The sequence below is a fragment of the Pseudonocardia sp. Ae505_Ps2 genome, from assembly GCF_001932425.1.
In the GTDB taxonomy this organism is placed as follows: domain Bacteria; phylum Actinomycetota; class Actinomycetes; order Mycobacteriales; family Pseudonocardiaceae; genus Pseudonocardia.
Window position 1 is genome coordinate 914,155 of sequence record NZ_MCIP01000001.1, and the last position, 16,275, is coordinate 930,429.

At 73.9% G+C, this 16,275-nt stretch carries 15 protein-coding genes; 2 read left to right on the top strand and 13 right to left on the bottom strand.

Features of this window, described 5'->3' with window-relative positions; all coding sequences use genetic code 11:
* Positions 1 to 14 precede the first annotated feature (14 nt).
* Complete coding sequence (locus Ae505Ps2_RS04175; protein ID WP_075309906.1) at positions 15 to 512, top strand: PepSY domain-containing protein; 498 nt, start codon at positions 15 to 17, stop codon at positions 510 to 512.
* Between the two features lie 82 nt (positions 513 to 594).
* On the opposite strand, the gene Ae505Ps2_RS04180 is transcribed toward Ae505Ps2_RS04175, so the two are convergent.
* The 7 genes from Ae505Ps2_RS04180 to mftF form a co-directional block, all read right to left on the bottom strand.
* Positions 595 to 903: a hypothetical protein gene (locus Ae505Ps2_RS04180; protein ID WP_020626515.1), complete on the bottom strand. Its 309-nt coding sequence runs from the start codon at positions 901 to 903 to the stop codon at positions 595 to 597.
* Positions 900 to 1,916, bottom strand: coding sequence for a P1 family peptidase (locus Ae505Ps2_RS04185; RefSeq protein ID WP_020626514.1), 1,017 nt, complete (start codon positions 1,914 to 1,916; stop codon positions 900 to 902). Before Ae505Ps2_RS04185 ends, Ae505Ps2_RS04180 begins: the two co-directional genes overlap by 4 nt.
* 76 nt (positions 1,917 to 1,992) lie before the next feature.
* Positions 1,993 to 2,712, bottom strand: a complete 720-nt coding sequence (locus Ae505Ps2_RS04190; protein WP_075309904.1) for an SRPBCC family protein — start codon at positions 2,710 to 2,712, stop codon at positions 1,993 to 1,995.
* Between the two features lie 85 nt (positions 2,713 to 2,797).
* The gene (locus Ae505Ps2_RS04195) at positions 2,798 to 3,649 is read right to left on the bottom strand and encodes a xanthine dehydrogenase family protein subunit M (RefSeq protein WP_075309902.1); all 852 of its coding nucleotides are present in this window, start codon (positions 3,647 to 3,649) and stop codon (positions 2,798 to 2,800) included.
* Entirely contained in the window at positions 3,646 to 6,129 is a 2,484-nt protein-coding gene (locus tag Ae505Ps2_RS04200; RefSeq protein WP_075309900.1) for a xanthine dehydrogenase family protein molybdopterin-binding subunit, read from the bottom strand. The genes Ae505Ps2_RS04195 and Ae505Ps2_RS04200 overlap by 4 nt, the downstream gene beginning before the upstream one ends.
* 1 nt (position 6,130) lies before the next feature.
* Positions 6,131 to 6,649: a (2Fe-2S)-binding protein gene (locus tag Ae505Ps2_RS04205; protein ID WP_020626510.1), complete on the bottom strand. Its 519-nt coding sequence runs from the start codon at positions 6,647 to 6,649 to the stop codon at positions 6,131 to 6,133.
* Positions 6,650 to 7,033: 384 nt separating this feature from the next.
* Positions 7,034 to 8,527, bottom strand: a complete 1,494-nt coding sequence (gene mftF / locus Ae505Ps2_RS04210; protein ID WP_075309898.1) for a mycofactocin biosynthesis glycosyltransferase MftF — start codon at positions 8,525 to 8,527, stop codon at positions 7,034 to 7,036.
* A 97-nt stretch (positions 8,528 to 8,624) separates the two neighbouring features.
* On the opposite strand from mftF, the gene Ae505Ps2_RS04215 reads away from it, so the two are divergent.
* Entirely contained in the window at positions 8,625 to 9,755 is a 1,131-nt protein-coding gene (locus Ae505Ps2_RS04215; protein WP_075309896.1) for a nucleotide pyrophosphatase/phosphodiesterase family protein, read from the top strand.
* A gap of 12 nt (positions 9,756 to 9,767) precedes the next feature.
* On the opposite strand, the gene Ae505Ps2_RS33085 is transcribed toward Ae505Ps2_RS04215, so the two are convergent.
* From Ae505Ps2_RS33085 to Ae505Ps2_RS04245, 6 genes are all read right to left on the bottom strand, one after another.
* Positions 9,768 to 11,459 carry an adenine deaminase C-terminal domain-containing protein gene (locus tag Ae505Ps2_RS33085; protein ID WP_075309894.1) on the bottom strand — a complete coding sequence of 564 codons (1,692 nt, stop codon included), beginning with the start codon at positions 11,457 to 11,459 and terminating at the stop codon, positions 9,768 to 9,770.
* A complete protein-coding gene (locus Ae505Ps2_RS04225; protein ID WP_349289819.1) occupies positions 11,456 to 12,211 on the bottom strand; it encodes a nucleoside hydrolase in 756 nt (251 codons plus the stop codon). Before Ae505Ps2_RS04225 ends, Ae505Ps2_RS33085 begins: the two co-directional genes overlap by 4 nt.
* A gap of 237 nt (positions 12,212 to 12,448) precedes the next feature.
* The gene (locus Ae505Ps2_RS04230) at positions 12,449 to 13,513 is read right to left on the bottom strand and encodes an ABC transporter substrate-binding protein (RefSeq protein ID WP_075309892.1); all 1,065 of its coding nucleotides are present in this window, start codon (positions 13,511 to 13,513) and stop codon (positions 12,449 to 12,451) included.
* Positions 13,513 to 14,580, bottom strand: coding sequence for an ABC transporter ATP-binding protein (locus Ae505Ps2_RS04235; RefSeq protein WP_139318907.1), 1,068 nt, complete (start codon positions 14,578 to 14,580; stop codon positions 13,513 to 13,515). Before Ae505Ps2_RS04235 ends, Ae505Ps2_RS04230 begins: the two co-directional genes overlap by 1 nt.
* Positions 14,577 to 15,371: an ABC transporter permease gene (locus Ae505Ps2_RS04240; RefSeq protein WP_075309891.1), complete on the bottom strand. Its 795-nt coding sequence runs from the start codon at positions 15,369 to 15,371 to the stop codon at positions 14,577 to 14,579. Before Ae505Ps2_RS04240 ends, Ae505Ps2_RS04235 begins: the two co-directional genes overlap by 4 nt.
* Complete coding sequence (locus tag Ae505Ps2_RS04245) at positions 15,368 to 16,189, bottom strand: ABC transporter permease (RefSeq protein ID WP_075309889.1); 822 nt, start codon at positions 16,187 to 16,189, stop codon at positions 15,368 to 15,370. The genes Ae505Ps2_RS04240 and Ae505Ps2_RS04245 overlap by 4 nt, the downstream gene beginning before the upstream one ends.
* Positions 16,190 to 16,275 lie beyond the last annotated feature (86 nt).

Consider the following 16,275-nt stretch of genomic DNA (forward strand, 5'->3'; position numbering starts at 1 on the left):
GGAGGAAGATCATCGTGCGTACCCCGCTCACCGTTGCCGCCGTCGCCGCCACCGGCCTCCTGCTCGTCGGCGGGGGCACCGCCCTCGCATTCGGGGCGGGTGGTGCCCCCGACGAGCTCGCCGTCGTCCCGACCGGCGCCGCGATCGCGCGCACCGCCGACCTGCTGCCCCCGGAGCTGCCCCGCACCGACGCCACCGCGCCGACGACCGCCGCTCCTGCGCCCCCCGCGCCAGCGGTCGACCGCGCCGCCGCCGAGCGTGCCGCCCTGGCCGCCGCGGGCGGGGGCCGTGTCACGAAGGTCGAGTTCGACAGCGACGACCGGGACGACCGGGACGACCGGGACGACGACCGCGACGCCGGCGACGACGACCGGGACCACTGGGAGGTCGAGGTCCTGAACGGCACCATCGAGCACGACATCGACATCGACGCCGCCACCGGCCAGGTCCTCGACCACGACCGCGACGACCAGTCCGACGACCACCGGAACGACGACCGCGACGACGACTGACCCGACCGCACCCGGCGCGGCACGGTGCCGCCGTCCCGACCGCACCGCCGGCCGGGGTGGCGGCGTCCGAGCGCCGGGCCGGTCAGTCCCGGCCCGCGCTCCCGTCGGCCGCGGCCAGCACGGTCGACCGCAGCAGCTCCCGCTCCCCGGACGGGGCGACGGCGTCGAGCAGCTCGTCGAGGGTGTGGCACAGCGTGTAGTAGCCGCTGAGGAACGACACGGTCCAGCCTTCGCCGAACGCGCGCACGTCCACGCCCCGCACCACGTCGTTCACCGCCCGGGCCGCGGCCCGCCGCCGGGGCAGCCCCACCAGACGCACCGCGTCCGGGTCCGGCGCGGGAGGCGGGCGCGGCGCACGCGGGCGGCCCAGCCACGGGTTCGGCGCGCTCACCGACCCGCCACGAGCGACGAGTACGACGGCCGGTCCGGCGCCGCCTCCGCCGCGAGCAGGGCGTGCGCCACGGCCCGCGCCGTCACCTCCGCCGCGGCCGCCTGCAACGCGAACACCCCGGTCGCGTCCGGCGCGGACCGCGTTCCCGTGGCCAGCGCGAACGCGCAGTCGCCGTCGCGGATCGTGTGCACCGGGGAGATCGACCGGGCCAGGCCGTCGTGCGCCATCGTGGCCAGCCGGGTGCAGCCGACCTTGTCCAGGGCGGCGTCGGTGCCGACGACGACCAACGTCGTCGCCGTCCCCAGCGGGCTCTCGTGCCCCGCGTACAGCTCCGCGAGCCGCTCCGGCGGAGCGAGGGCCGGAGCCACCCCGACGGTGAACTCGCCGGGAAGACCGTGCCGGGCGCCGTACACCGCACCGGTGGCCGGGTCCGCAGCCGCACCGCCCGAGTTGAGCACGACCAGGGCCGCGATCGTCGTCCCGGCGGCGGAGCCCTCGGTCAGCACCGCCGACGCCGAGCCGACGCCGCCGCGCAGCCCGCCGGACACCGCGCCGGTGCCCGCCCCGACCGAGCCCTGGACGACCGGCCCGGCGTGCGCATCGTCGTAGGCGGCCGCACCGGTGTCGGCGGTCGGGCGGACGCGGACGTCGCCACCGCGGCCGAGGTCGAACACCACCGCGGCCGGCACGATCGGCACGACGGCGCCGGGCACGGGGAAGCCCTCGCCGTCGCGCTCCAGCCGGGCCATCACCCCGGAGGCGGCGTCGAGACCGAACGCGCTGCCCCCGGACAGGGTGACGGCGTGCACCCGCTGGACCGTCGCGACCGGGTCGAGCAGGTCGGTCTCCCGGGTGCCGGGCGCGGCGCCGCGCACGTCGACACCCGCGACCGCGCCGCCCGGCGGGGCCAGCACCACCGTCGTCCCGCTGCGGGCGCCCGGCCCGCTCACCGCCGCGTGCCCGACCCGCAGGCCCTCGACGTCGGTCAGCCCGTTCCGCTCACCCGCTCGCACGGCACCATCCTGCCCCGCAACGCCACGGGCCGGCACCGCGGAACGCGGCACCGGCCCGGAAGAACCTGCGGAGGACTCAGCCCTTCGAGTCGCCGCGCAGGCGCTTGACCAGCACGAACAGCAGCACGAGCGCACCGATGCCGCCCAGCACGGGCGCGAGGCGCTTGAGCACCGGGGCACCCGCCGAGTCGAGCAGATCGATGGCCTCGACCGGGCTGCTCTGCGGCTGGTAGGGGCGCTTCACCGGTGTGGGAGCGGCCTGCTCACCCGGAGCCGGCGGGACCGCCGGGATCGGGCTGGTCTCGTCGGCCGCGTGCTTCGGGCCGGCACCGTTGGACGACGCCCCGCCGGGCCCGGTCAGCTTGTCCGCGACGCAGCTCGAGAACTGGCCGATGATCTTGTCGGCGACGTCGGAGATGACACCCCGGCCGAACTGCGCCGGACGACCGGTGACGGTCATGTCGGTGACCATCGTGACCGAGGTCTTGTCCGGGCCGTCGGCGACCATCGTGCCGGTCACGATGGCCTTGGCCGTGCCGTTGCCGCGGGCGTCGCGGCCGGACGCGTCGATGACGACCTTGTGGTTGGCGTCGTCCCGCTCGATGTAGGTGCCCTTGCCCTTGTAGGTGAGCGAGATCGGGCCGAGCTTGACCTTGACGGTGCCCTGGAACGAGTCGCCCTCGTACTCGGTGAGGGTCGCCCCGGGGAAGCACGGCGCGATGAGCTCCGGGTCGTTGAGCGCCTTCCAGGCGTCCTCGATCGGCGCGGCGATCGTGAACTTGTTCTCCAGCTGCATGTGTCTTCCAAGCCTCCTCGAACGAACACCGGCGCCGGTCCGGGAACCCCGGAACCGGCGCCGGCGTCGGCGTGCTTCTGGTTCGTCAGCCGGCGGCGGCCAGCACCGCACGACCGGTGAGCACCTTCGCCAGGTGCTCACGGTAGTCGGCGGCGGCGTCGGCGTCACTCGGAGCGGAGGTGCCCTCCAGGGCGTGCTCCGCCGCGGCCTTCGCGACGTCCGGACCGGCGGACTTGCCCACCAGGGCCTGCTCGACACCGGTCGCCCGGATCGGCGTGCTGCCCATGTTGGTGAGTCCGACGCGGGCCTCGGTGATGGTCCCGCCGTCCACCTTCAGCGCGACGGCGACGGCCACCATCGACCACGCCTGGGCGACCCGGTTGAACTTCTCGTAGTGGCTCTTCCAGCCGGTGTACTTCGGGAACCGGATCATGGTGAGGATCTCGCCCTCGCCGATGGCGGTCGTGAAGTAGTCCTGGAAGAAGTCCTTCGCCGTGACCAGGCGGGTCCCGCCGGAGCCGAGGATGACGAACTCGGCGTCCAGGGCCAGCGCGGCCGCACCGAGGTCACCGGCCGGGTCGGCGTGCGCGAGCGCACCGCCCAGCGTGCCGCGGTGGCGGACCTGCGGGTCCGCGACGGTCTCGGTGGCCCGGGCGATCAGCTCGACGTGGGTGTTCACCAGGTCGTTGCGCATGACCTCGTGGTGGGTGGCCATCGCGCCGACCATGACGTACTGGTCGTCCTCGCCGATCCGCTTGAGCTCGGGGATGCCCCCGAGGTCGATGATCGTGCTCGGCGCGGCCATCCGCAGACGCAGCACCGGCAGCAGGCTCTGGCCGCCCGCGAGGATCTTGGCGTCCTCACCGGCCGACTGCAGGGCCGTCACGGCCTCCTCGACCGAGGAGGGCCGGACGTAGTCGAACTTCGCCGGGATCACTGGACCTCTCCCTTGGGGTTGTTCGGGTCGATGGAGCCGAGGCCGGCGCCGGGGGCGTGGACGTCGCTCGGGGTCTCCTGCGGGTTCCTGCCCTTGGCGACCTGCAGGGCCCGCCATACGCGCTGCGAGGTGGTCGGCATCTCGATCTCGTCGACGCCGAGGTGGCGCACCGCGTCCAGCACACCGTTGAGGATGGCCGGGGTCGAGGCGATGGTGCCCGCCTCGCCGACGCCCTTCACACCGAGCGGGTTGGACGTCGCCGGGGTGGAGACCGTCTCGGTGGTGAAGCTCGGCAGGTCCGCCGCGGACGGGATCGTGTAGTCGACGAACGTGGCGTTGACCAGGGTGCCCTGGTCGTCGTAGTTCGCCTCCTCGAACAGGGCCTGCGCGATGCCCTGGGCGAGACCGCCGTGCACCTGCCCCTCGACGATCAGCGGGTTGATGACGTTGCCGATGTCGTCGACGCAGACGTACTTGCGCAGCGTGACCCGGCCGGTGTCGGTGTCGACCTCGATGGCCGCCAGGTGCGTGCCGTGCGGGTAGGAGAAGTTCTCCGGGTCGAACACGGCGTCGGAGTCCAGCGACGGCTCCATGCCCTCCGGGTAGTCGTGCGCCATGAACGCGGCGAACGCGATCTCCTGGATGGCCTTGCCCTTGTCGGTGCCCTTGACCGTGAACTGGCCGTTCGCGAACTCCAGGTCGTCCTCGGAGGCCTCGAGCAGGTGCGCGGCGATCTTCTTCGCCTTCTCGATGACCTTGTCCGCGGCGTTGACGATCGCGACACCGCCGACGACCAGCGAGCGCGAGCCGTAGGTGTCGAGGCCCTTCGGCGCCACCTGGGTGTCGCCGTGCAGGATCTCGACGTCCTCGAACGCGACGCCCAGCTTGTCCGCGACGATCTGCGAGAACGCCGTCTCGTGGCCCTGGCCGTGGGCGGAGGCACCGGTGGTGACCTCGACCTTGCCGGTGGCGAGCATCCGGATGCTCGCGGCCTCCCAGCCGCCGGCGCCGTAGTCCAGCGAGCCGAGCACCCGGGACGGGGCGAGACCGCACATCTCGGTGAAGGTCGAGATGCCGATGCCCAGCTGGACCGGGTCGTTGTTCTTCCGGCGCTCCTCCTGCTCACGGCGCAGACCGGCGTAGTCGAACAGCTCCATCGCGCGCTGGGTGGCCTGCTCGTAGTTGCCGGTGTCGTAGGTCAGGCCCACGACCGTCGTGAACGGGAACTCCTCGTGCTTGATCCAGTTCTGCTCGCGCAGCTCCATCGGGTCGCGGCCGAGCTCGACGGCCAGCTCGTCGAGCATGCGCTCGACGGCGAAGGTCGCCTCGGGACGGCCGGCACCGCGGTAGGCGTCGGTCAGCGTCTTGTTGGTGAAGACGTTGGAGCAGGTGAACTTCAGCGCGGGGATCTTGTAGATCGCGTTGAACATGAACGCGCCGAGGATCGGCACACCCGGCCCGACCAGGCCCAGGTAGGCACCCATGTCGGCGTAGAGGTGGACGTCGAACCCGGTGATGGTGCCGTCCTTCTTGGCGGTCATCACGAGGTCCTGGATCTGGTCCCGGGCGTGGTGCGCGGTGAGCATGCACTCGCTGCGGGTCTCGGTCCACTTGACCGGCTTGCCCAGCTTCTGCGCCAGCAGGACGCAGAGCATCTCCTCGGGCAGCACACCGATCTTGCCGCCGAAGCCGCCGCCCACGTCGGGGGCGATGACGCGCAGCTTGGACTCCGGCACCCCGAGGGTCACCGTGGTCATGGTGCGCAGGATGTGCGGCACCTGGGTCGCAGCCCAGATCGTCAGCTGCTCGCCGGTCGGGTCCACGACGCAGGAGCGGGGCTCCATGAACGCGGGGATCAGGCGCTGCTGACGGAAGCGGCGACGGACGACGACGGAGTCGCTGTCGGCCTCGGCGGCCTTGATGGCCTCGGCCACGTCGGCACCGGTGCCGGCCGCGGCGGAGTCGAACACCCAGGTCGCGGAGACGTTGGTGCCGAGGTCCGGGTGGACCAGCTCGGCGCCGTCCTGCGCGGCGGTCTCCATGTCGAGGACCGGCTCGAGCGGCTCGTAGTCGACCTCGACGAGTTCGGCGGCGTCGCGCGCGGCGGCGGCCGACCGGGCGACGACGACGGCGACGCCCTCACCGGAGAAGTTGACGCGGCCGACGGCGAGCACCGGGCGCTGCGGGGCCTTCTGGTCCGGGGTGATCGGCCACGCGCAGGGCATGCCGACCTCCTCCGCACCGAGGTCGGCCGCGGTGTAGACGCCGAACACACCCGGGGCCTTCTCGGCCTCGGACTTGTCGATCGAGGTGATGGTCGCCCGCGCGATCGTCGAGCGGACGACGGCGATGTGGACGGTGCCCGGAGGGGTGATGGAGTCGGTGTAGCGGGACCGGCCGGTGATGAGGCGCTGGTCCTCCTTGCGGACCCGGGCCTTGCCGATCTCGCCGGTCGTGGTGGGTTCGGCGGTCGTCGTCACGTCAGTTACCTCCCGCGACCGGGGCGGCCTGGCCGGAGGGCGCAGCGGCGACTCCCGGCTTCATGTTCTTCGCCGCGGTCTGCACGGCGCGCACGATGTTCTGGTAGCCCGTGCAGCGGCAGAGGTTGCCCTCGATGCCCTCGCGGACCTCCTGCTCGGACGGGTCGGGGTTGTCCCCGAGCAGGTCCACCGCAGCCATGATCATTCCCGGCGTGCAGTACCCGCACTGCAGACCGTGACACTCGCGGAAGGCCTCCTGCACCGGGTGCAGCTGACCGTCGCGGGCGAGGCCCTCGATGGTGGTGACCTCGGCGCCGTCGGCCTGGACCGCGAGCACCGAACAGGACTTCACGCTCTGTCCGTTGAGATGAACCGTGCAGGCACCGCAGTTGCTGGTGTCGCAGCCGATCAGCGTCCCCGTCTTGCCCAGCGTCTCCCTCAGGTACTGCGCGAGCAACATGCGGGGCTCGACGTCGTCGGCGTAGTTCACGCCGTCGACGGTGACCCGGACCTCTGTCATGAACTCTCACTCCTCGTACGCGACCACGCACGCTCCGAAGCGCGGGGGTCTGACCGGGGACTCCGTCCGAGGAACGCCGTTCGCCGTCGCCTGACTCGCGACCACGCCGGCGCGCCCGGAAAAGTTGCCGCACGTCTCGTGTGGCGGCGCCCACATCACACTCCCGATCTTCCTGGGGTGCAAGGAGCCCGGAGCGGGAGGAGCGGAGGTCGGATGGCGTGTCGCCGACGTCACGGCGACAGCCTGTCGCGCGCAACCGCAGGCGCGGAGAACGCAGGCGAGAGCCGCCCGCAGAAACGGATCCGTGACGCAACACGAATCACCCGTTCAGACCAGCCCGGACGGAGTGGTTCCACGTCGCAGGTCAGGGAAGCCTAACCTGTGTCAACGTCGGGCGCCAGGGCCGGCCGGACGCAGCGGGGCGGCGGTCCGGTGCTCGACCGCCCCCCACCACAGACCCGCCCCGTAGGCGAGGTCGTCGAGTCGGTGCGCCAGCAGGTGCAGCAGCGGTCCGGTGCGGACCCGCGGGTCACGGTCGCGGTGGCGCCACCAGTCGGCCAGCCCCTCCGCCAGCGCCGCCACGACGACCGCGCGGCGGGCCCGGCGCGACACCAGGCAGCCGAGGGCGGCGACCGGCCAGAAGTGCCGGGTCAGCGCCGACGCCGTCTGCCACAGCGCCCCGGACAGGCCGAGCGCGGTGAGCAGCGCCGCACCGCGCCGCGGCCGCTCGAGCCGGGGCAGCGCGCGGGACAGCCGTTCGGTCGCGACGCCGGTGACGACGGCGGCGAGCGCCGTCGCCCCCCGCCGCTGGACGAGCAGGAGCAGGCAGACCGCCGCCGTCCACGGCGAGAGGATCAGCGGCGGGACCGCGCCGGGGTGCCTGCATGCCAGCGGCGCCGCCCCGGTGCCGTAGAACGCCTTGCGCCGCAACCACTCCCCGGGGTGCGTGCGGTGGTCGTGGGCGACGCGGGAGACGGGCTCGAAGCGCATCGCCCAGCCGGCGTCGTGCAGGCGCAGGACGAGGTCGACGTCCTCGGCGACGTGCATCCGCGGGTCGAACGCGACCGGTCCGACCGCCGACACCCGCACGAGCATCGCCGCGCTCGGCACGTAGGCGACCCGGGACCGCGGCACGACCAGCGCCGCGTCGGGGCCCAGGTCCAGCGACGACCGCACCGCCTCGTAGCGCCCGACGGCCCCGCGCAGCCCACCGCCCCGCTCCGGGTCCAGCGCCACGATCCGCGGTGCGACGAGGCCGACCGCGGGGTCGGCGAGGTGGGCGAGCAGTGGGGGCAGCCAGCCGGGTTCGGGGACGACGTCGGAGTCGAGGAACACCACGAACGGGGTGGTCGCGGCGGCCAGGCCGGCGTTGCGGGCGGCTGCCGGGCCGCGCGGGGTGGCGTGCCGCAGCACGGTCCCCCCGACCCGCTCGACGGCGCGGCGCAGCGGTGCCGGGTCGGCGGACCCGTCGTCGACGACGATCGGGCCGGCCACCCCGGTCCCGGCCAGCGCGGCGAGGAGCCGGTCCAGCGGGCGGTCCTTCACCGGGACGACGACGGTGACCTCGGCCGCGGTGACCCCGGCCGGTGCGTCGGTGAGGGGGTGGGCGAGCCCGGCGTCGAGCAGGGTGCGGGCCAGGGACCGCTCGGTGGGGCCGGTGACGACCAGCGGGCGCCCGGGGGCGGGCAGCAGCGCGCGGGCCCGCGCGGACAGGTGCACCAGCCGGGGCGGGGCGCCGCCGAGCAGGGCCGCCCCGCCGTCGAGCCGTCGGGTGCGCCGGTCGAGCACGACCCGGAAGCCGTCCGGGAGCCTGCGGTCCGCCGGGCCGGCCGGTTCCCCGGTGGACGGGCGGTCGGGGTCGGTCCGGGCGACGGTCACCTGCGGGAGCCTTCCATCCCCGGGCGTGGCCGGTCGACACCCGCACCTGCCCGATCGGCGTGGTCCGCCCGGGCCCGGCCGGGGCAGACTCCCGGACATGTCCGAGGTCCTCCCCCGCTACGGCTCGGCGACGCTGGCCGACGTCCTGCCCGCCCTGACGCACGCGATCGGCGCCCCGCTCGACCAGCGGCCGCCCGCGTTCGTGCTGCCGCAGGCCCGGGCCGCGGTGCTGCTGCTGGTCGACGGCCTCGGCCACGAGCCGCTGCGCGCCCACGCCGACGACGCGCCGGTGCTGGCCGGGCTCGCCGATGCCGGGCCGCTGACCGTCGGCTTCCCCTCGACGACGCCGATCAGCCTGACCTCGCTCGGCACCGGGCTGCCCCCGGGCGCGCACGGCACCCTGGGCCTGCGGTTCCGCGTCGACGGGGAGCTGCTCGACGCGCTGGGCTGGTCCTCGGGCCGCCGGGACCTGCGGGAGACGCTCGTCCCGGAGCGGGTGCAGCCGGAACCGACGGTGCTGGAGCGCGCCGCGGCGGCGGGCGTCGCGGTGCGGTCGGTGTCACCGCTGGAGTTCCGGACGTCCGGGCTGACCCGGTCCGGGCTGCGCGGCGGCGAGTACCGCGGGGTCGCCGCGCTCGGCGACCTGGCCGTCGAGATCCTCGCCGGCGTCGAGGGGCCGGGACCCCGGCTGGTCTACGGCTACCACGCCGACCTCGACAAGGTCGGCCACCTGTACGGCCCCGGGACGCCGGCGTGGCGCTGGCAGCTGCGCCAGGTCGACGCGCTGCTCGGGATGCTCCTGGCCGAGCTGCCCGCGGGCACGCTGCTGGCCGTCACCGGTGACCACGGCATGGTCACCGTCGACCGGACCGTCGACGCCGACACCACCCCGGCGCTGACCGACGGAGTGGCGCTGCTCGGCGGGGACCCGCGCGCCCGCCACGTCTACACCGGACCCGGGGCGACGGCCGACGTGCTCGCCGCCTGGCGGGCCGTGCTCGGCGACGACGCGTCCGTCGTCACCCGGGAGGAGGCGGTGGCCCGGGGCTGGTTCGGCCCGGTCGCCGACCGGGTGCTCGACCGGATCGGCGACGTCGTCGTCGCGATGCACGGGACGGCAGCGGTGGTCCGGACCGAGGCCGAGCCGTTCCTGTCGACGTTCCCCGGCCAGCACGGCTCGTTCACCACCGCCGAGCAGCTCGTGCCCCTGCTCTCCCACGCGAGCTGAGCGGCACCGCGCTCACCCGCCCGCGCGCACCGCCGGTTCCCAGTCCCGCTCGACGACCCGCACCAGCCCCCGGTCGGTGATCTTCACCTGCGGCGAGACCGGCAGCGTCATGGTCGTCAGGCTCATGAACGGGTTGGCGTGGTCCCAGCCCCACTCGCGCACCGCGGAGCGGATCTCCCGGGCCGCCGCGGCGACCTCGTCCGCGGGGAGGTCGGACATGACGCCCCCGATCGGCAGCCTCAGCTCCACTGGCGCGGAGTCCTCTCGCACCAGGGCGATCCCGCCGCCGGCCGCACGAACCCGGCCGGCGGCCTCGGCGAGTGCCCCGGCGGACGTGGCGACGACGGTGAGGTTGTGACTGTCGTGTGCGTAGGTCGTCGCGAAGGCTCCGGGCGTGGGGGCGAACCCCAGCACCGGTGCAGTCTGCCGCGACGCGGCCCCGGTGTGCCGTTCGACCACCGTCACCACTGCGCAGCGGCCCTCCCACTCGACGACACCGTCGCGCACCGGCAGGACGATCTCGTCCGGCTCGGTGTAGGTGTCGACCGGGTTGACCCGCAACGCGCGGAACGGGTACTCGCCGTCGGGCAGGTCGGTCCGCCACCGTCCGTCCGGGGCCTCGGGCAGCCGGACCGTCCCGCCGAACGGGTGCGACGGCGTCGGGCGCGGGGTGGGCTCACCGACCGGCACACCACCGCACACCACGTGCTCGGGGACGAAGGAGGTCAGGTCGCGCAGCACGACGAGGTCTGCCCGCCGGCCGGGGGCGACGACGCCACGATCGTCGAGGCCGAGCCGGCGTGCCGGGTGCAGGGTCAGCGCGCGCAGAGCCGCCAGGGCCGGGAGCCCGCAGTCCAGGGCGACGCCCGCCAGGTGGTCGAGATGCCCGTGGTCGACCGCCGCGTCCGGGGCGACGTCGTCGCTGACCAGGCAGAAGTCCGGCAGCACCGGCAGCGCGAGCAACGCCTCGACGAGCTCGGGCCGCAGGCACTTCTCCTGCAGCATCATGACCATCCCGAGCCGGGCCTTCTCCACGGTGACCTCGGGCGAGTTCTTCGTGTGGTCGGAGTCGACGCCCGCCCACAGGTACTCGTTCAGGTCTGCCCCACTGATGTGCGGGCAGTGACCGTCCAGGCGCACCCCGGCCCGGCACGCCGCGTCGATGATCGCCAGGGTCCGTGGGTCCCCGCCGATCACGGCCCGGTAGTCCATGACCTCGCCGAGCGTCGTGACGCCGCCCCAGCCGAGCATCTCGGCGATGTCGTCGGCGTCGAGGTCGGCCCCGGCGGTCTCGAACCCGTGCAGCGACGGCACGCAGGACGGCACCGCCCACCGGATGTCCTGTCGCAGGCCACGGCCCTGCTCGATCATCCAGGCCATGCCCTCGCGACCGGCGACGTTGACGATCTCGTGCGGGTCGGCCAGCACGGTTGTCGTGCCCCGGTGCAGGGTGAGCGCCTCGAACTCGGCCGGCGGCACCAGCGAGCTCTCCACGTGCATGTGCGCGTCGATGTAGCCGGGCACGACGAGCCGCCCGGTCACGTCCAGCTCTTCCGCGGCGGTCAGCTCCGCCCGGTCCGGGGCGAGCACGGCTCGGATCCGGTCCCCCTCGACCAGCACGTCCGCGCGGAACGTCTCGCCGGTGTGGACGGAGACGACGGATCCGCCGCGCAGCAGCAGCGTTCCGGTGATCGCACGCATCATCGGGCGTCCTCCAGGACGGCGAGCAGGCGGTGACGGACGGGGTCCGGGTCGAGGTCCAGGGCGAGCTCGACCGTGGCGGGCCGCCCGGTGCGGCCGTACACGTCGGTCACCAGCGCCCCCCGGGTGAGCTCGCCGACGCACTCGACGTCGACGGGGTGGCGCCGCCAGCAGAACCGTTCCGGATCGAGCAGCGCGACGACGGCCGTCGCGTCGTGCACCCGGCACTCGCGGACCCCGTGCCGGCGGGCGTGTCCCTCCACCAGACCCTGCAGCATTGCGCCTGCGGTGGCGGTGACCGGGTCCGCGGAGCCGGCGAGCCGGTCGGCGACGGCGCCCGGCAGCACGACCCGGCGGGTCACGTCGAGTGGCACCAGCCGGACGGGCAGACCGCTGGTGAGCACCACCCGGGCCGCCTCCGGGTCGCAGTAGGTGTTGAACTCCGCGGCGGGGGTGACGTTGCCCGGGGCGAAGGCGGCGCCTCCCATGTGGACGACGCCGGCGAGCATGCCTGCCGCCTCGGGGTCGCGCTCGAGGAGCCGGGCCACGTTCGTCAGCGGTCCGAGCGCGAGCAGCACGAGCTCGCCCGGGTGCGTCCGGGCCAGGCGGGCGATCAGGTCGACCGCGGCCGTCCCGTCGCCACGGCCGTCCGGGCCGTGGCCCCCGGTACCGGGCGTGCCGGCGACCAAACGGGCGCCCGGCGGCAGGACGACCCCGCCGAGGGCGCCCGGGCCGTGCACCGGCTCGTCGGGCACCCGGGGGCCACCGGCGAGCGGCCCGGCCGCCCCCATCGCGACCGGCAGGTCCGCCGGCCAGGTCCAGCACGGCGGTGGCGTTGGCCGTCACCTGCTCGATCCCTGCGTTGCCCGCCACCGTCGTCACCCCGGCCACCCGCAGTGCGGAGGAGCCCAGAGCCAGGAGCAGCGCAATCGCGTCGTCGACCCCGGGATCGGTGTCGATCACGACCGGGAGCGGCGGTGTCGGCTCCGGCACTAGCCCGACACCTCGCGGGCGAACCGGTCGATCCACGCGCCGCGGTTCGCGCCGACGAAGTCGAGGTCCAGCGGGACGTAGCCGGCTGCACCCGGGTCGGTCGCGGCGCCGCCGGACACCTCGGTCATGATCGGCGGGACGGTCGCGGCCCGGTTCACCGGCTTGTCGGAGAACGCCGTGGCGGTGCGGGTCTGCACCTCCGGCGACAGCAGGTAGTTCACGAACCGCTGGGCGCCGTCGGTGTTCGCGGCCCCCTCGACGATCTCCGCCTTGTTGTAGGACAGCACTCGTCCCCGGTCGAACGGGGCCCAGGCGACCGGCCGGCCGGCCTCGACGGCGTCGTAGGCGAACAGGTCCAGGCCCGGCGCGGCGACGACCTCGCCCCGCTCGAGCAGGCTGAGCAGCTCGGTGGTGCTCGAGTAGAACTGCAGCACGTTCGGCTTGAGCTCGGCCAGCTTCGCGAACGCGGTGTCGACGTCCTGCGGCCCGCTGCCGAAGGTCTCTGCGACCGCGATGAGGAACGGGATCCCCGCCGTCGCCGAGATGTCGGGGACCGCGATCCGGCCCGCCAGCTCCGGGTCCCAGAGCGACGCGACCGTCGGCGGTCCGTCGGGGAAGGCGTCGGTCGAGTAGAGGACGCCCGGCAGCGTGAAGGTGTACGGGATTCCCTGGCCCGGGGCGTCCCGGGCGAACTCGACGGTGTCCGCCCGGTTCGGCACCGACCCCGGGTCGATGTCGGTGAACAGCCCCTCCCGCTCCCCGTCGGCGGCGAACAGGTCGGAGATCAGCACGACGTCGACGTCCGGACGGGCCCGGTCGACCAGCAGCCGGTTGTACCGGTCGGAGTTCGAGCCCGGGTCGAAGGTGACCCGGATGCCGGTCTCCTCCTCGAACGGGGCGACGACGGTCTTCTCGAACTCCTCCGCCCCGAAGCTGAACCCGGACACGACGAGCTCGTCGGAACCCCCGCCCGAGCCGCCGGGTCCGCCGCAGCCGGCGAGCAACACCGCCGTCACGGCCCCGAAGACCCACACGGCGTTCCTCTTCATGACGGGCCTGGCCATCACAGGACCTCCTCGGGGTCGGCTTCCAGACTCACGATCGCGGACACCCGCAGCTCCACCCGGACCCGGTCACCAGGGGCCGGTTCGGGCGTGCCGGTGACGCCCTGCACCTCGGCCTCGCCCCCGTGCGTCGGGACGACGGCGGTGGCGGTGCTGTAGGTCCCGCGGTAGGTCGACGAGCGCATCGTCCCGTCGAGGACGACGACGTCGCGGGCGTCGCCGGGGGCCGCGTCGGTGGCTCCGCCATCGGGGTGCACCCGCACGTGCTCGGGCCGGATCGCGACGCGACCGCGCCCGGGGAGGTCGAGGACGTTGCGGTAGCCGAGGAACTCGGCGACGAACCGGGTGCGGGGCCGCTCGAAGACCTCCCGTGGCGTGCCCTCCTGCGCGACCCGGCCGCGGTCCAGCAGCACGATGCGGTCGGCGACGGCCAGCGCCTCCTCCTGGTCGTGCGTGACCAGCACGGTGGTCAGGCCGGTCTCGCGCTGCACCCTGGCGAGTTCGTCGCGCAGCTGCACCCGCAGCCGGGCGTCGAGGTTGGACAGCGGCTCGTCGAGCAGCAGCACGTCCGGGCGCACGACGACGGCGCGGGCGAGCGCGACCCGCTGCTGCTGGCCACCGGACAGCTCGGCCGGGCGGCGCGCGCCGAGGTGCGCGAGTCCGACCAGGTCCAGCGCCTCGTGCACCCGCCGGTCCCGTTCGACGCGGCCGACCTTGCGCATCCGCAGCCCGAACGCGACGTTCTCCGCCACGCTCAGGTGCGGGAACAGCGCGTAGGACTGGAAGACCATGCCGATGTTGCGACGGCGGACCGGCATCCGGGTGGCGTCCGTACCGTTGATCGTCACCCGACCCGCGGTGGGCTCCAGGTAGCCGGCGATCATGCGCAGCAGGGTGGTCTTGCCACAGCCGCTGGGTCCGAGCAGCGCCAGGAACTCGCCCCGTCGCACCGACAGGTCGAGGTCGTCCACGACCGGGCCCGCTCCGAAGTCGCGACTGACGCCGGACAGTCCCACCACGTCGTCGTCGGTGGCGGTCGGGGGACGCACCGGGGCGGGGGTCGTCATGAGGAACTCCGTCCGAAGACCTTCTGGAATCCGACCAGCCGTTCGGTCACCAGCGCGACGGCCACCGCGAACACCAGCAACAGGGTGCTGGCGGCGGCGACCATCGGGGTGAAGGACGTCTGGACGTAGGACAGCATCGCCACCGGCAGCGTCTCCACGCGTCGGGAGGTGAGCATCAGCGACAGCGGCACGTTGTTGAACGAGGTGAGCACCGACAGGATCGACGCGGCCACCACACCGGGAGCGATCACCGGGAGGGTGATCCGGAAGAACGTGGTCAGCGGGCCCGCACCGAGCCCGGTCGCGGCCTCCTCGAGCGCCGGGTCGGCGGCGAGCAGCGACGCGCCGGTCACGCGCACCGTGTAGGGCAGCAGGAGCACCGCGTGCCCGACGACCAGCGCGGACAACGTGTCGATCCCGGCCTGCACGACGAAGAACTGGAACAGCGCGAAGCTGAGGACCAGTTCGGGCACGATCAGCGGCGACAGGAACAGCGTCTGCAGCAGGGTGCGCCCGCGCGGTGAGCGCCGGTGGATCGCGTAGGTGGCCGGGACGCCGACGACGAGCGCGAGCACCGTCGCGAACACCGCGACGACCAGGCTCGTGCCGAGCGCCGAGCGGAACGGCTCGTAGGACACCGCCTCGGTGAACCACCGCAGCGACAGCCCTTCCGGCGGGAAGGCCAGCGCCGTCCCGGCCGTGACCGCGATGCCGACGACGACGACGATCGGGAACAGCAGGAAGAACACGGCGACCGCGGCGAGCACCGTCAGCACGGGACGACGGGTCACCGGCGGGCCCCGATCGCCGGGACCCGGGCGAGCACCAGCGTCACGACCAGCAGGATCGCGGTCATGATGATGGCGACCGCGCTGGCGGCACTCCAGTTCACCGAGGTGTTCGCCTCCTGGTAGAGCAGGGTGGCCAGGGTCCGGTTGCGGGTGCCGCCCAGCAGCGACGGCGTGGTGAACGCGGTGACCGAGCCGGCGAACACGAGGATCGCGCCGACGGCCGTCCCGGGCAGGGCGAGCGGGAACACCACCCGGGTGAACACCGCCGCGTTGCCGGCTCCCATGCCGCGGGCGGCGTCCTCGAGGGCCGGGTCGACCGAGGCCAGCGAGCTGTAGGCGGTGAGGATCAGCAGCGGCATGAACAGCTGGGTGAGGCCGAGCACCATCGCGGTCTCGGTGTAGAGCAGCTGGACCGGTCCCGACGCCAGCCCGACGCCCTGCAGGGCACGGCTGACCAGCCCCTCCCCGCCGAGCAGCACGATCCAGGCGAAGGTCCGCACGACGGTGGACAGCAGCAGGGGGAACGTGACCGCGAGCAGCAGCAGCGCCCGCCACCGCGGCGCGACCCGGCTGATCAGCCACGCCACCGGGAACCCGAGCAGCACGCTGGCCAGGGTCGCGAGCCCGGCCACCCGGGCGGTGCGGGCCACGATCTCGATCACGTAGGGATCGGTCACCGCCGCGAGCAACGCGCCGGGTACGTCCGGGGCGGGGTCGGCGGCCGGGGCCAGCAGCATCGTCACGTACGGATAGCCGAAGCCCACGACGAGCAGCACCACCGCGGGCAGCACCAACGCCGCGGTCGCCAGTCGTCGCATCGGGTCTCCGTTCGCTCACCAACTGCAACCGGTTGCAGCAACCGGTTGCAGCGGACGCTACAGTTGGCCGTGGGAGAGCCGCAATC